Source organism: Sphingobium sp. V4, from assembly GCF_029590555.1.
Classification (GTDB): Bacteria; Pseudomonadota; Alphaproteobacteria; order Sphingomonadales; family Sphingomonadaceae; genus Sphingobium.
Genome location: NZ_CP081002.1, coordinates 595196 through 611055 on the forward strand (window position 1 = coordinate 595196; position 15860 = coordinate 611055).

Annotated in this window: 12 protein-coding genes; all 12 read right to left on the reverse strand. The window is 62.2% G+C overall.

The genetic code is table 11. The annotated features are described in order from the left end of the window. Nucleotides 1–235 precede the first annotated feature (235 nt). On the reverse strand, nt 236–1708 hold the full coding sequence (locus K3M67_RS18420; protein WP_285833696.1) for an MFS transporter: 1473 nt from the start codon (nt 1706–1708) through the stop codon (nt 236–238). Nucleotides 1709–2137: 429 nt separating this feature from the next. Next, entirely contained in the window at nt 2138–2797 is a 660-nt protein-coding gene (locus K3M67_RS18425) for a M23 family metallopeptidase (protein WP_066854813.1), read from the reverse strand. 126 nt (nt 2798–2923) lie between these two features. Beyond that, nucleotides 2924–3655 carry a DUF2569 domain-containing protein gene (locus K3M67_RS18430; RefSeq protein ID WP_285833697.1) on the reverse strand — a complete coding sequence of 244 codons (732 nt, stop codon included), beginning with the start codon at nt 3653–3655 and terminating at the stop codon, nt 2924–2926. A gap of 230 nt (nt 3656–3885) precedes the next feature. Further along, nucleotides 3886–5739, reverse strand: a complete 1854-nt coding sequence (locus tag K3M67_RS18435; RefSeq protein WP_285833728.1) for a bifunctional sugar phosphate isomerase/epimerase/4-hydroxyphenylpyruvate dioxygenase family protein — start codon at nt 5737–5739, stop codon at nt 3886–3888. 19 nt (nt 5740–5758) lie between these two features. Next, on the reverse strand, nt 5759–6634 hold the full coding sequence (locus K3M67_RS18440; protein ID WP_285833698.1) for a shikimate dehydrogenase: 876 nt from the start codon (nt 6632–6634) through the stop codon (nt 5759–5761). A 64-nt stretch (nt 6635–6698) separates the two neighbouring features. Further along, on the reverse strand, nt 6699–9650 hold the full coding sequence (locus tag K3M67_RS18445) for a TonB-dependent receptor domain-containing protein (RefSeq protein WP_285833699.1): 2952 nt from the start codon (nt 9648–9650) through the stop codon (nt 6699–6701). A gap of 68 nt (nt 9651–9718) precedes the next feature. After that, a complete protein-coding gene (locus K3M67_RS18450; RefSeq protein ID WP_066854819.1) occupies nt 9719–11011 on the reverse strand; it encodes an MFS transporter in 1293 nt (430 codons plus the stop codon). Beyond that, nucleotides 11008–11463, reverse strand: a complete 456-nt coding sequence (locus K3M67_RS18455; RefSeq protein ID WP_066854822.1) for a type II 3-dehydroquinate dehydratase — start codon at nt 11461–11463, stop codon at nt 11008–11010. Before K3M67_RS18455 ends, K3M67_RS18450 begins: the two co-directional genes overlap by 4 nt. Before the next feature lie 116 nt (nt 11464–11579). Further along, nucleotides 11580–12659: a hypothetical protein gene (locus K3M67_RS18460; protein ID WP_285833700.1), complete on the reverse strand. Its 1080-nt coding sequence runs from the start codon at nt 12657–12659 to the stop codon at nt 11580–11582. An 11-nt stretch (nt 12660–12670) separates the two neighbouring features. Then, the gene (locus tag K3M67_RS18465; protein ID WP_285833701.1) at nt 12671–13204 is read right to left on the reverse strand and encodes a DUF3237 family protein; all 534 of its coding nucleotides are present in this window, start codon (nt 13202–13204) and stop codon (nt 12671–12673) included. A 2-nt stretch (nt 13205–13206) separates the two neighbouring features. Further along, nucleotides 13207–14826 (reverse strand): carboxylesterase/lipase family protein, encoded by a 1620-nt coding sequence (locus K3M67_RS18470; protein ID WP_285833702.1) that lies wholly within the window; start codon nt 14824–14826, stop codon nt 13207–13209. Then, a complete protein-coding gene (locus K3M67_RS18475) occupies nt 14826–15812 on the reverse strand; it encodes an alpha/beta hydrolase (protein WP_285833703.1) in 987 nt (328 codons plus the stop codon). The genes K3M67_RS18470 and K3M67_RS18475 overlap by 1 nt, the downstream gene beginning before the upstream one ends. Nucleotides 15813–15860: the final 48 nt, after the last annotated feature.

Here is a 15860-nt window from a genome sequence, read left to right on the forward strand (position 1 = left end):
TGAAATGACGCACAAAAAAAGGGCCGATCCGAAGACCAGCCCGTGAAAGTTTTAGGAGAGGATGCCTGAAAGGCAGGTTTCTTTTCGTTCAAATGACGCTTTGCTGCAAGTGCGAAAAATTCGTTCGTGATTGCAAAATGTGCATCCGTAGCAGAACGCTACGCTTTCCGTAGGGGCAATAAGCAAGGTGATCGCCGGCGCGATGCGGGCTGACGGTCTATCGAGCGCGAATCAGTCAGACTCGGATGCGCAATGACGCCAGTGCCGCCACCAGAAGCGTCGCCGCGGCGAAAGCCATGGTCCAGATCGGGTCGCCAGGGAAAAAGGCCTTCATGATCGATCCCATCGCCGTCGCGACCAACAGTTGCGGGACGACCACGAAAATGTTGAACAAGCCCATATAGACTCCGATCTTGGCGGGCGGGAGGCTCGACGCGAGCATGGCATAGGGCATGGCGAGGATCGAAGCCCAGCCGATGCCGATCCCGACTTCGCTGAGCAGCAGCCATTGCGGGTCGCGCAAGACCAGGAAACTGGCAAAGCCAGCTGCGCCGGCCACCAGGCACGCGGCGTGGGTGCGTGCCTGGCCGATCCGCCGCGCGATCCAGGGCAACAGGGTCAATGCCGCTATTGCCGCGACGCCATTGTAGACGGAAAACAGCACGCCGACCCAGTTGCCGCCGGCCTGATAGGCGGCACTCGCCGGGTCCGCAGAGCCAAACATATATTGGGCGACGACTGGCGTGGTGTGTATCCACATAATGAACAAGGCCGACCAGCTGAAGAACTGGATGAGCGCCAATTGCCGCATGATCGGCGGCATCCCTGCCACGTCACCGACGATATGCGCCAGCATATTATCCCGCCTGCCCGCTCGCGCCAGGAGGATCGCCGCCAGACTCGCCGCCCCATAGCCTGCCAGCAGGGCGCCGAGCAGATAGACTTCCTTTTCCATCCCCAAGGCGTCGACCAGCAGCGCAACCGCCAGCCCCGCGCTCATCCATACGAAGCAGGGCGCGATCGAGCGGCCGGCGAGATCGGGCGCCGCATGTTTCTCGCCGCCGGCATCAAATGCGCGCATCTCCTCCGGCCCATATTCCTTCGTCGTGAGTACCGTCCAAAGCACAGCTGCAAAAAGCACTGCGCCGCCCGCCCAGAAGCTGTAGCGCACCGTGTCCGGCACCGCCCCTGCTGCCGCCACATTGGCGACGCCCCATTGGTCGAGCAGGTAAGGAAAGAGCGATCCGACCACCGCACCCGCGCCGATGAACGCGGTCTGCACCGCATAGCCCAAGACATACTGGTCCTTGCGGAGCATGTCACCGACGAAGGCGCGGAATGGCTCCATCGAGATGTTGAGGCTGGCATCCAGCATCCAGAGCAGAAGCGCGGCCATCAACAGTCCGTCGCTCTGCGGCATGAACAGCAGCGCGATCGCCGCCAGGATCGCTCCGGCGAGAAAATAGGGGCGTCGCCGCCCCAACCGTCCCAGCCAGGTCCGATCGGACAAATGGCCGATCACGGGCTGCACGAGCAATCCGGTCAGCGGCGCAGCGACCCAAAGAGCCGACAAATCGTCGATGCTGGAACCGAGCGACTGGAAAACGCGGCTCATATTTGCGTTCTGCAATGCAAAGCCGATCTGAATGCCGAAGAAGCCGAAACTGATATTCCACAGTCCGGCAAAGCCTTGGCGAGGCTTTTCCATGCCTTTCCCTTCCTGTCCCGCGCGCGGCCGGCCTGCCGCCGCCTGCGCTGATCTCTTGCGCTCGCACGGCACTCTCTGCAGAGCAAGCACGCATACGAATTCATCCCCATTTGGCAATTTGGCTTGATTGCAGAGGGATCGCGGGTTGGAGGCAATCAGGCTTTGCGTTGATCGGCGCGAAAAGCCTGTCGTCATCCCTGCTCCGATCAAGAATTCCACAATAGATCCGAAGGGCGGATATCCGCGCCGATCGGAACGCGGCATGGGAATTATCTACGCTCTGCTGCACCCTGTTAGCGGGACATGCTCTCCTCAGCGATCCCTTCATCGGCTTGGCCTCGCCGACATGGGCTATGCCCCGGTTCGCGCTTTCGACAACCGTTGACATGCAGTGCGTCAGATTTTCGCCTTAACTATGTCAGTCCGGCGTCAGCGATCGAGCGGGTCTATAGCATGGCCATTTTTGCGGACTTCATAGTGGAGATGCGCGCCGGTCGCCAACCCGGTCGCCCCGACATAGCCGACCGTCTCGCCTTGGCGGACCTGTTGCCCCACTGCCACGCTGATACGCGACAGATGGGCGAAACGCATCGTGTCGTTGCCGTTATCCAACTCTACCAGGAGACCATAACCGCCTGCCCATTGCGCCCGTGTCACGGTACCGCTTGATGGCGCGCTGACGACCGTACCCTTCGCCGCGGCCAGATCCACTCCGCTATGAAAACGGTGAATCCCCAGCAAGGGGTGAAACCGCATACCGAAACCGCTTGTGACAGTGCCGGCGATTGGCAGGCTGCCGATAGTCGATCGCTGTGTCCGCTCAGCCCGCTGATCGAGCGCGACGGCGACCGACGAGAATAACGCGCGGGAAAAACGGACCGGTTCCCCTACCATCTGCGCCGAACGACCGACGGTGATGACCGCCGGGACCGTCGCGCCCTGCATCCGGGTCGGGTAACGACCAGCCGGCGTGATGGTTACAACCAAGGTGCCGTCAGCCCATGCCGACATCGGCAGCGCCAACGCCGCAGCACCGACAAGATAGGCGGCATAGCGCGCGCGGCTTGCAGCAAGTGCGCAGAAATGCATGGCCGCCCCTCCATCGCGTCCTTTGTTGGCGCGTTTCCAACCACAAGGTTGAAGCGAAGGGTCGTTCGAGTCAATTGGCCGGACGGCGATGTATCAGTAAAGGACAAGATTAATCACAATGGAGATTCAAGCCCGAATGCGCGCCCGAAAGGTTATATTGATCCGATCCGAAAGGATCAAATAGGGCAACCACAAGGTCGCACTGATCAGCACCTTCTGAATGTTGCCCAGCAACAAGTCCTTGACCGCCGGCCCGATGCTTGACGGAAGGTCGGGTGCGCTGGCCACGGCTTGCGCAATCGACAATTGCATCATGATGTCAGCCACCCAGACGAACAGAAGCATCCGCGGAAATAGGGGAGCCGCGCGCAAGGCCATCACGAAGCAGACGATATAGAAGAAATTCATGACGATCACGTCCAGCACCATGGCATTCATGATGACCTGCGCCCAGGCCGGGGCGCTTGTGCCGATCGCGGGGACGGCTGCCAGGAACTCCGCCGTGCGGAAGGGCACGTTGAGCAGAAGCCCAGCAAGCAGCGAAGCCATGAACCCGTGGGGCCCAAATGCCGGATTGGCGCGCGCCGTCAGCGGATCGACCCGACGCCAGCTACCCAAACGGCAAAGACGAAACGAGGGCTGGGAGGCCAATGGGTTGAACGGAAAGCAACCGAGCGCCACGCGATAGCCAATGATGGGAGACAGCGCCACAAGCAGGAAGGGCAACAGCATCGTAGCCACATCCGTCAACGATCGCGCCGGCATCGACGCGGGCAGGATCTTGCCGAACGCGATCAGGACCACCGTTCCTATCCAGAGCGGAATGAGCGGTTCAAGCCGGAAATCGACAAAAGACACGACCGCCCGGCCCCGTCGATCAGCCCAAGCAGCGATTGATCGGTTCAGCTTTGGCCAAGCGCTTAACATCAATCGATCCTGACATCCGAAGTCTATCCGTCGCCATCATAATCGGCGAGCGTAAATTTTCCCTTCAACTTCCATCAACGCAGAATGTTCAAAGAATGACGGACCGACGAATGACCGTCCGTCCGATCCTGCGTTCCTCCCCCCATGTCTGCACATCCGGCTCACAGCACGCCTGGCTTGAAACGCTCCTGTGCGGCCAGCCTTATCCCGGCATTGGGCGCCCCATAGCCCTCATACGCCTTGCGCTCCACAAATTCGAAGAAGAAGCGCTTCTGGAAGGCACGGCTGTGGAGTTGCCAATATTCGCCCTCCCCGCTGCGATCATATAGAATATGCGCGCCGGCCAGTCTGGCCCTTATGTCCGCGTCGAATCCGAATCGCGCGGACAGGTCGGCATAATAATTGTCGGGAAGGGACAAGGTTTCCGCCCCGCTCTCCGCCAACCTCTTTGCCTTGGCCACAAGGTCCGACGTGCCGAGGGCGATATGCTGATAGCCGCCGCCGAAACTATGTTCGACGAAGCGCGACGAGAGCGTTCCGGTCGCCTCCGACGCGTTGAGTGTCAGCCTCAGCGCCCCGTCGGCTGACTGCAAGGGCTGGCTGAGAACCAAACCGGACGGATCGATGACATCCGACTGCAAGCTCTGCTGAAGCCCCAGGAGCGATCGCCAGTAGAGTTGCCAGGACAGATATTCTTCGATCCGCACGACTGCGGCCAGATGATCGATGGTCAGGGGACGTGGATCAGCCAGTTCGCCTGTCGGCGCAAATTCCTCCGCCCACATGGCCGCGACGTCGTCCTCTCCGACAAGATAGACGAGACTGCCTCCGATGCCGCGCAGGGCCGGAACCGACAAATTGCCTGGCGCCTCCTCGTCGTCGACCGCCTTGATACCCAGATATGCAGCGCGCGCAGCCACGGCGTCGCGATCCGGCACCGTCAGCCCCACCGCGCAGATCGACGCGCCATGCGTCACCGCGAACCCGTGACCGAAACCGACGGCATCCGCATTGATGACGAGATTGACCGACCCGGCCTGCCATCGCGTGACGGCCTTGGTGCGATGCACCCCGGTCCTGGTAAAACCGAGCGACTGGAACATGCCCTCCAGAGCGCGCACGTCCTTTGCTTCCACGGCGAACTCGACAAATTCTGGCCGCACCCTGTCCGGCGGAGGCGGCACCGGAGAGGGACGTCCCAGTTGGCGACTGGCGGCATCTTCGACATGACGCAGCGAACGCAGGCCGTCGGCGGCGATCAGGTCGGCAGACCAGCCGCGGAAACGATCGTTGAAGATTTCGAGCGACAGCGGCCCCTGATAGCCCGTCCTCAGTATCTCTGCGACATATTCACTGACGGGGAGCCCGCCCTGCCCCGGAAAATTGCGGAAATGGCGGCTCCAGTAGAGCAGATCCATGTCCAGTTTCGGCGCATCCGCCAGTTGCACGAAGGCGATCTTGTCAGCCGGAATGGCGCGAATGCTGTCACTGGGAATGGCGCGCGACAGGGAATGAAAGCTGTCGAGAATGATGCCGATGGACGGATGATCCACTTCCTCGACGATCGCCCAGGCATCGCGATGATCGAAGACATGACGCCCCCATGCGAGCGCCTCATAGCCGACGACGATGCCGCGCTTCGCGGCTCGCTCACCCAACTCCCGCAGATCCGCGACGATCCGGCTGCGTTCGCCCAGCGCCTGCGGCGAACAGTTGGAGCAGACCAGGATGCGATCCGTCCCCAATTCTCCCATCAGGTCGAATTTCGCCTCGGCCCGGTCGAGAGCCTGCTGCCGCAGAACGCCGGGCATCCCCTCGAAATCCCGGAAGGGCTGATAGAGCAGGCAGGCAAGACCCAGGTCATCCAGCAGAGACCGCACCTCTCGTGGCCGCAGCGGGGACGCGATCAGGTCATTCTCGAATATCTCGACACCATCGAAGCCGGCCGCAGCAGCAGCGCGCAGCTTTTCCTCCAGTGTCCCGCTGAGCGAAACCGTGGCGATGCCGAATATCATGCGCATGTGCCTCCGCTGCTCATGCCCCTTCCCGCGCGATCCGAAAGTTATCCGCCATGCGGCCGGGATCGGCCTTCCTCCCGGTGAAATGTTCGAAGGCGCCAACGGCCTGAAACACGGTCATACCACTCCCATTGAGCGTCGTGCAGCCGACCTCTTTCGCTTCACGCAGCAACTGCGTTTCAAGCGGGAAATAGACGATGTCCGTTACCCACAATTCGGGACGCAGCAACGCCTTTGGCACTGCCGATCCAGGATAGCCGCTCATTCCGAGCGGCGTTGCGTTGACGATCCCGTCGGCCGCACCTGCAGCCGATGCCAGATCCTGCCCCACAATGGCCCGGCCCGCGCCATATGTGCCGCAAAGCGCTACGCATAGCTCCTCTGCCCTTTGCGCATTGGGATCGAACAGGGACAACTCGCCCACGCCCAGATCGAGGAGTGCGTGGGCGGTCGCCGCTCCCGCGCCCCCGGCACCCATTTGAACCACCCGGTCAAAGCGCGCCGCCGGCGGCAGGCCCGATCGCAGATTTTCCGCGAAGCCGGTGACATCCGTGTTGAAACCGAAACGACGGCCATCCCTGAACACGACCGTATTGACCGATCCGATCTGCCGGGCCTGCGGTGACAGTTCGTCGAGATGCGCGATGATCGCCTGCTTGTAGGGGTGCGTGACATTGACCCCGGCGAAGCCCGACAGTTGCAAGGCATCGAGCAGGCGCGGCAGATCGTCCGCCGCCATCTGTTCCACTGCAAGGTCGAACAGACGGTAGACCAGCCGAATACCCTGCGCGTCAGCTTCGCTTTCATGCAGCCAGGGGGACAGGGATGCTTGGATATCGCGACCGATCAGACCAGTCAGATATCGCTCCGTGGCAGGGCGGAATTGGGTCAATGTCGTCAAATCCAAAAAGGAGGAAATCCGCCTCCGCCACCCGGGCGGCGGAGGCGGACCAAGGTCAGAAGTTGAATTTCGCGCCGACGTAGAAGGACCGTCCGACCATGTCGTAGGTGCCCGCATCCGTTCCGTTCTGCGAACTGGCGACGAAGGGGATACCCTTGTCGAACAGATTGGTGATGCCGGCGCGGAACTGGACATTTTCGGTGACGTCCAGCGTCGAGAAGACATCGAACAGATTATAGGGCTTCACCCCCACCTGCTCGGCCGCCGGCGTCGTGATCGCGCTGATGTCGCGCAGCTTACCCTGATAGCGCCAGCGCAGGCCGATGCCGAACACGTCAGAGCTGTAGCCCACCGTGGTCAGCGCCTTCCACTTGGGCAGCGGTCGACCGGGCGTGCTGGTGCCGACAAAATCCTGCGACGCACTGCCAGGCAGCGTCTGGACCTTGTAATGGTTCAGCCAGCCGATGGCCGAGGAGGCGTAGAACTTGCCCGATCCATCGCCGATACCGGCTTCGGACAGCCGCAGCGACCAGTTCACCTGCACATCGACCCCGTCGGTGTCGAGCGCGCCCAAGTTCAGATAGGGCTGGGCGATGGCCACCAGTTGCCCGGTCGGGTCGCGCTGGATGAGCTGGCAGAATTCGTTGCTGTTCGAATAGCCGCTGTTCGATCCGTCCAGATTGTAGCATTTGGCGAGCACCGTCAGGCCATTGATGGTCGAGATGACGTTGCGGATCTTGATGTTGTAATAATCGACCGAGAAGGAAAAGCCCGACAGCCAGGGCGACGAGAATTTCGGATTGAAGACGAAACCGACGTTAAACGTGTTCGCCTTCTCCGGTGTCAGCGCACTGTTGCCCTGGATATTGCCGCCGGTCGCGGTGGTCGCGAACTGATAGGCGTCGATTGCGGCGGCCGGAATACCCTGCGCCAGGCAAAGGCCGCGGACCTGCGCACCATTGGCGCCCGTCCGGGCGGCGGAACGGATATCACAAGGATCGCCGATCGCGGCAGGCGGCGTACCGATTGCCAACTGCGATCCGGTGACGGGCGAGAAGAGTTCGCCGATATTGGGCGCGCGCACGGCCCGCTGGTAACTGCCGCGGATCAGCAGTGCTTCGACGGGCTGCCAGCGCGCGTCGAATTCATAGCTCTTCACGCTGCCGGTCGGATTATAATCGGAATAGCGGAAGGCCGCGCCGACGCCCAGTTCATGGAAGAAGGGCGTGTCGGACAACAGGGGTATGTCCACCTGCGCCGCGAATTCCTTGACGCTGATCTCCCCGCGTGCCGGGTTCGAGCCGACCACTGCCTCGACATTATTGGACACCAGATCCGAACTCGGATCATATTTATAGTTATTCTTCCGATAGCCGGCGAGCAGGGCGAGTTGGACCGGCCCTGCAGGCAGGTTGAACAGCGGCCCGTTGACCTGGCCCTGCACCTGAGTCTGGGTCAGCCTTTCGTGGCTGTTGATGGTCGCCGTCACATAATCCTGGCACGCCTGCGACAGGCTGCTTGCGTTGGCGATGCCGAAGGGATTGAAGCCGCCCGCACAGAGCGACGCGCCGCCATCGGGGGCGTTGAGCAAGGTCTGCACGCGCGATTTCAGCACCGCATTGAACATCGACTGGTTATGAACCGTCTCGTCATAGGAAGCGAAGGCGTCAAACTTCCACGATCCGCCTATCGTGCCCTTCAAGCCGCCCAGATATTGCTGGACCCGGTAATTCTCGTCCCATCCCTTGTCGCCCACGCCGATGTAACGTGCGCTCCAGCGGAATGGCGCGGTAGGGTTGGCGCGCGACGCCAGCAACGTGCGCAGGTCGGCGGGGATGAAGGGGTTGGTGACGGGAATGGTGGTGAAGGGTGCGAACTGCGTCAGGCTGCCGCCGCTTTCGGTGGTGACGGTGGAGTCGACATAGAGGAACTGGCCGTAAGCGGTCAGCGAGTCGGTGATATCATATTCGCCCTTGGCGAAGGCCGACTTGCGCTCAAACGCGTTCAGTATCTGCAACTGTGGCCCCACAGGCATACGCACATTGCCGCCGACAACGGCATAGGCGCCGGACGTCGGTCCCTGATAGTTGATCGCGCCGGTCTGGACGAAGAGCGAACCATTATTGTTGAAGCCGAGGTTCAGCGTCCGGTTGATCGGATTGGTAACACCATATTGGGCGAAAACGCCGTTCAGCGCCGCTTGGCTCGGCAGGTTGAGCGCGTCAGGCACGAACGCACCGGTCCCGATGAAGGAGGACGGTACCTTGTCGGCGAAGAAGCCGCGCTGCGAACCCGACAGGGGATCGCGCTGCCCATAGCTCAAGGCCAGCATCAAGCGGCCGCGATCGTCGGCAAACTTCGTGCCCAGCGCCAGCGAGGCGTTGAACTTGCCATAATCGCCTCGGAAGCTGTTGCCATTCTGGATGTCGGCGCGGACGCCGTCGAAATATTTGTCTGTCTTGAAATTAACCACGCCAGACATGGCGTCCGACCCGTAGATCGCGGACGCACCGCCGGTGATGACATCGACGGATCCGATGATCGATTCAGGCAGTATATTGATGTCGACATTGCCGTTGATGTCGGACAAGGGCAGCCGGCGCCCATCAAGCAGCACGAGATTGCGGTTGGAACCAAGGCCGCGCAGGTTGAGCGTGGCGCGACCACCGGCGCCCTGTCCGCCCGTGCCGGCATTGCCCGACGGGGTAAAGCCGGGCAGCTGGTTCAGGGAATCCTCCAGCGTTATCTGGCCGCTCTGCTGCACCAGCTCGTCGGAGACGGTGACGATCGGGCTGACCGCGACATTGTTCGGACGCGCGATCAGTGATCCGGTGACGACGATGTCGGCGGTTTCGGCCTGATCAGTTGCGGCGTCCGTGGCCGGCGGTGCGATCGCGGCAGCTGGGTCGGCCTGGTCCTGAGCCCAGACCGGGCTGATGCCGGCGCTCAACGCTATGGCGGCCAGCGATCCGCCGAGGCGAAGCTGCATATTGAAAGCGGTCTTCATTCCATCCTCCCTTTTTTTACTAACCAGTTCGTATATTATTTGATGCGCGCTGGTGCCGCGTTTGCCTTTCAGTCTAGTTCCACCCGGCGCACATCCCCCACAACAAAAATATAGGCCGCCGCTCCGATCAGGGCCAGCATTCCGATGAAGGCCAGCGCGCCATAGAAGGAGCCAGTCTGACCCACGATCAGGCCCACCACGATCGGGGTCACGATCCCGGCCAGATTAGCGCAGAGGTTGAACACGCCCCCGGTCAGGCCGATGAACTGCCGCGGCGCAACGTCTGAAATCAGCGTCCAACCCAGATTGACCATACCTTGGCCGAAAAAGGCGATCGACATGATGGCAATGACCAGCGTGTTGCTCTGGACATAATTGGCCGCGATGATCGTCGACGCCAGCAATAGCCCCACAACGATCGGCAGCTTGCGACCGACATTGGCAGACCCGGTGCGACGGATCAGCAAATCGGATACCTGCCCGCCCAGCAGCACCCCTGCTGACGCGGCAATATATGGTAGAATAGCAAAGGTTCCCGATTTCAGCCAATCCATGCCCCGCTCAGTCGCCAGATAGGTCGGGAACCAGGTCAAAAAGAAGACAAGCGTAGAATTGCCGCAAAACTGCCCGATCGAAGCACCCAATATCTGCCGCTTGCTCATCAGTTTTCGCACATTCGACCACGAAAACGGGATTTTCACTTCCTGCTTCGTCACCGTCAGTCCACCGCCAAGGCGAATATGCTCCAGTTCGGCCGAGTTCACGCGGAGGCTCTCGCCTGGATCGCGATAGCGGGCGTAGAGCAGCACCCCAAAGGCCATGCCCAGCGCGCCAGCGATCAGGAACAGCGCGCGCCAGCCCAAACTCCCCACGACCCAGAAGAGAACCGGGCTGAAAAAGGCCAGCCCCGCATATTGCCCCACAGCATAGACCGAATTGGCCCTCGCGCGCTCGTCCTGCGGGAACCAACTGCTGAGAATGCGGCTGTTGCACGGGTAGCAAGGCGCTTCCGCCACGCCCAGCGCGAGACGGAAGCCGAACAACATTGCCACATTACCCGCGATGCCGTGGAGCAGGGTGAAGAAGGACCAGAGGATCAGCGATCCGGCATAGGTGATACGCGTGCCCAGCCGGTCCAGAAGAAGCCCGCCCGGTATCTGTGCGGCGACATAGGTCCAGGAGAAGGCCGAGAAAATGAAACCCATCATCTCCGGCGAAACCTTCAGTTCCGCGGTCAGGGCGGGCGCGGCGACGCCCATCACGGCGCGGTCCATATAATTGAGCATGGTGGCGACGCTTATCAGCGCCAGCACGCCCAGCCGCGCGCGGGTAGGCCGCAGCATGTCGGTCGCGGTCCTCATGCTGCGTTCCGCCGGTCGATCTGGAGCAGATGGCGCACCGCCAACGCATAGCCGTCGATACCCATACCCGACACAATGGCCGTGACCGACCGGGTCATGATGGAGCGCGATCGCCATTCCTCCTCGCGCCTGTGGATATTGGAAATATGAACCTCGATGATCGGACAATCACACATTTTGAGCGCGTCCAGTACCGGATAGCCCGCATAGGAAAAGGCGGCTGGATTGATGACGATCCCGAAGGCTCCCGCCCTTGCCTCATGCAACCAGCCGATCATTTCATGTTCGGCGTTAGTCTGGCGGAATACCAGGCTGACGCCGCTTCCATCCAGTTCACGCAGGCAGGCGGCTTCCACATCGGCCAGGGTTTCCTGGCCATAAATATGGGGTTCGCGCACACCCAGCAGGTCGAGATTGGGTCCGTTCAGAACATGAATGAAACGCTGGCCCATGGTCGACCCCTCCCTCCCCAATGCGCGTCAGGATGTCCTTCCTGATCTTGCAGAATCAGCTTTACGCCGAAGAACGAACCGGTGCAAGTGAAATGTACCAAATGGTACATCGGTTTTCAGCGAAGGCTCCGGATCGCGATACGATCCGCCTGATAGGAACCCAGCCACAGTTCATCTTGGACGACGACCGCCGCGGAAACGCCATTGAACAGGGCATCGGGCGCTCCATAAGCCACCACGGACATGCCACGCGTCGCGGGGTTGAGCTGGGCCACGACATAGCCGCGATGGCAGGTCATGCCATCGGCAACGCCATTCACGATCTTGCGCAAGCCGCCACAAGCCGGTTCATCCCGGACCATGCCCGCAAGCAACAGCCGATCGCCATCCCAGTGAATATTGTCGGGCATGAATTCGGGCGCCTGCACCCGCCATAACGGCGCCCGGCTATCCCGCCGCGCATAGGAGACGACTTCGCGCAGGCCGAAGGCTATCACATAGAATCCGCTGTCGTCGCGTGCGGTTTCCAGGCCGTTATTGCCGGGCAACTCCGTCCCTGGCAGCAGGCGAAACGCCAGATCTTCAGGCTTGCGCTCATAAACGCCGCCCGTCACCCGGCCCATCACGAAATCGGTGATGCTGGTTCCCGGCCGGGTAAGTACGGTCGCCAGCACGGTTCCATCGCTGTAGGAAGCGACACTGTTGGCGACATGACCAGGGGGCATGGACAGGCAACCCCGCCAACGCAGCCGGGGCGCTGCGTCGACATCGTCGAAATTCACGTCAAAGACCTCGATCGCCTCCCTGCCCCCGTGATTGACCACGAGCAATCGCGCAGCGGACGCGCCCGTCTGACGCAGGCTCAGTCCTCGCGCGGTGAACAGCGCCAGATCAGGTGGGGCATCACAATCCGCATAATGCGGGTCACGGTCGACCTGATCCGGTTCACCGCGAAACCACAGCGCCGCCTTGCGCGTGCGGCTGTCGACGATCTTGAGCCCCGCGCCGGTCGCGAAACCACTCGCAATGACCCAGCGGGTGCCAGGGATGACGGCGAGATCCTCCGGCTTCATCGCTCCGCAGACGAAGGAAAATTGCCCGGTCGACTTGCAAGGACCGGCGTTGGTGTCAAGGCGCCTTGCCGGCACGGGCGCGCAGCCCGCCAGCAGTATCGCCAGCGCAGCACAGGTTGCCAAAGCCCCGCGCATCAGGTCACGCGATAGACGCGGATACGCACGGACGGCTTGGGCGCATCCGCCGGCGGCGGTCCCAGCGTGCCGACGAAGATGGCCTGGTTGAGCCAGGCATGAGGACCATCCGGCACCTCGAAACTGGGGATAGTGCGCAGATAACGCTGCGCCGCTCCTGGCACCCGGCTGTTGGTCAGGCCGACATTGCGGACATGGATCTGCGTGCCGTCGTCGGCCTGCATCATGTAATCAGCTTCTATCACGGTCCAGTCATCCGCACGCTGCAACTGCCAGTCGGCACCGCCCGCCAGAACCTTGCCCCGGATGCGCGGCCCGCTGAAGCTGCCGCCCGTAATCGGCACCCGCCGCCGCGTGCCCAGCGGCGTCCGCCCGACCTCGACGGTCGGCTCCAGCGTCACGATCGCCTCGTAGACAAATTCCAGGCCCGGCTCGTCCACACCTGCCGCAAGCGCCGTTGCGCCAAGGGTCCATCCCGCGAAGACCGCACCCCCGCCGGTCAAAAAGGCGCGCCTGTTCAGGTCCATCATCATCTTCAATCCCTGATCCTCGGTCGATCGGCGGGGGCCGCCGGCCGGACATTGTCGCTGAGCAGGGGCAGCGTCCTGAAATGCGGCCAATCGATCATGCCGCTTTTGTCCGGTGCCACTCCGTCGCCAAGGAGAAGCAGTCGCGGCCGGGCAGCCTGCCAGGCGGGCCAGTCGTTCCCCGGATTTCCGTTGCGCGCAAAGGCCAGCAACCGGTCCATCATGCGATCTGACAATTGCCGGTCATAGGGCGTCCAGTCGCGTGTCAAGCGGAAGCGGTTGAGGCTCTCCAGCGTTCCCAGCCAATAAGGCACATCGGCGGTATGATAGGCGCCGACAGTCGCGGGATCATGATCGGCAAAGGCAACGCCCGGCCGGTAGGGATGGGTGCGGGTAAAGAAATAGGCGAAAACCGGCGCCTTGCCGCTCGACTGTGCTTGCGCCCAGGCCGCCATCTGCGAACCCAGCGTCATGTCCCTTTCCACGTCGCGAGCCGCGCGACGGGCCTCCTCTAACGTCCGGGCGGGATATGCGCGCAGAATCTGCTCCGCATTGGCCGGGAATGTGGCCCGGATGGCTCGCTGATAATCGGTCATGTCGGCAATGGGGCCCAACGACCGAAAGGACTCGTCGCGGGTGAAACCGATCATCGCGGGCACATCGGCCTGCCGCCCTTGGGCAAATGCCTGTTTGGGGGGCAGGGGCACGACATGTTCGTCCAGCACGATGGGGCGGCGGCGCAGCGGCGCGGCCAGTGCAATCAGACGGTCCGCCGGGACATCGCGCATCTCTTCGATCGACTGTGCGCCCAGCGCCTTTTGCAGATCCAGTCCCTCGCGCTCCGCCTCGGCCAGCGGCACGGGCGCCATCAGGTCGCCCAATGCGCTGCCGCTCATACCCACGACGCGGTGGAACAGACCCTTGGCCGCCGGGCTCGCCTGCAACAGCGAGACGGACATCGATCCCGCCGACTGCCCCGCTATCGTCACATTGGCCGGATCGCCACCGAAACCGCCAATATTGCGCTTCACCCACTGCAGGGCCGCGATCTGGTCCTTCAGACCGTAATTGCCCGAACTGCCCTGACCTTCGACCGTCAGGCCGGGATGGGCCAGAAAACCCAGCGGCCCGACGCGATAGGCTATCGCGACATAAACCGCACCCTTGGCGGCAAGCGGTTCGCCCGCATAATTCGCCATGGACGCCGAACCGACATTGAAGCCGCCGCCATAGATCCAGACGATTACGGGATGGCGGCGGCCCGCCAGAGGTGGCCCAGGAGGGGACCAGATGTTGAGATAGAGGCAATCTTCGCTGGTCGCCTCTTCCCCGAAATAATGATTGATGGTCCGCCCGCGCAGCGACTGCATGCACTCGGGCGCCGGACGATCGGCATTCCAGATGCCTTCCCAGCGCGCATGAGCCTGGGGATCGCGCCAGCGCAGATCGCGCACCGGCGGCGCGGCGAAGGGCACGCCGAGCCAGGCGCGGACACCCGACGGCAGAATCTTCCCAGCCACCAGTCCCGCTTCGGTCCGCACGGGATCGCCCGCCGGACGCTCGATAATCTGCGCAGAAGCCGCTGACGCGATCGCCAGCAGGCCAATGGCAAGCGCGATGCAACGCATCAGCGCCCGGCCTTCAACTGCGCATCGAAGAAGCGGAATGTCAGGTCCAGCGCCCGCAGGCTGGCCGCGCGGGTCGCCGCTGCGTCCGCGCCGATCCAGCTATGCCCCACGCCGGAAATGATCTCGAGCGTGACAGGGATATGCGCCGACTTCAGCTTCGCCGCCAATTCCTGCGACTGGGTCACCGGCACGGTCTTGTCCTCCGTGCCGTGGATCAGCAGCATTGGTGGATCCTTGGCATCCACATGCGAAGCCGGGCTGGCCGCCGCAATCCGCTCTGGCGGACAGGCGCCCTTAATGCAGTCGAGATAGGTATTTTCGGCGCGGGGAATGGCGGACTGCGGCATGGTCGCGAAGTCATACACGCCATACCAGCCGACCGCGCCCTGCACGCAGTCGTTTTCCCCTATATTGCTCTTGTCCTCGCCGCCTGGGGCGTGACCGCAATCGAGCGCCGCGAGCGCCGCCAACTGCCCACCCGCAGAACCGCCCCAGATCGCGACATGCTTCGCATCGATGCCATAACTGCTCGCATTGGCCTTAAGGAAACGGATGCCGGAGCGCACATCGTCAATCGCGGCCGGAAAGGGCGCTTCTCCCGACAGCCGATATTCCAGCGACGCCACCACATAACCCCGGGCCGACAGATCGGCGAGAACGGCGGTAAAGTCGCTGAATGCACCCGATTGTCGCGTATGCCCCGCCATCCAGCCGCCACCATGGACATAGATGACGAGCGGCCATGGGCCATCGCCTTTCGGGCGATAAAGATCGAGCGTGATCGGGCGATAGCCGGGGACCGTCGAGAAACTGATGTCCGTGCTGACCTTGACCCCATTGGCAAAGTTCACGACGCGTTCAGGCATCGGATCACCCAGCGCCGGTTCGGGCGAGGTCGCCGGGCTTTGCGCCCGCGCCACGCCCGTCACTGCCAAGAGGGCCATGGCCATCACCCGGACAAAGGCCGGGGCTTTTCGCTCTCGCATCTCTCTCTCCCGTTGGTCCGCATTTTATTACGCGAACTATTCCGTACA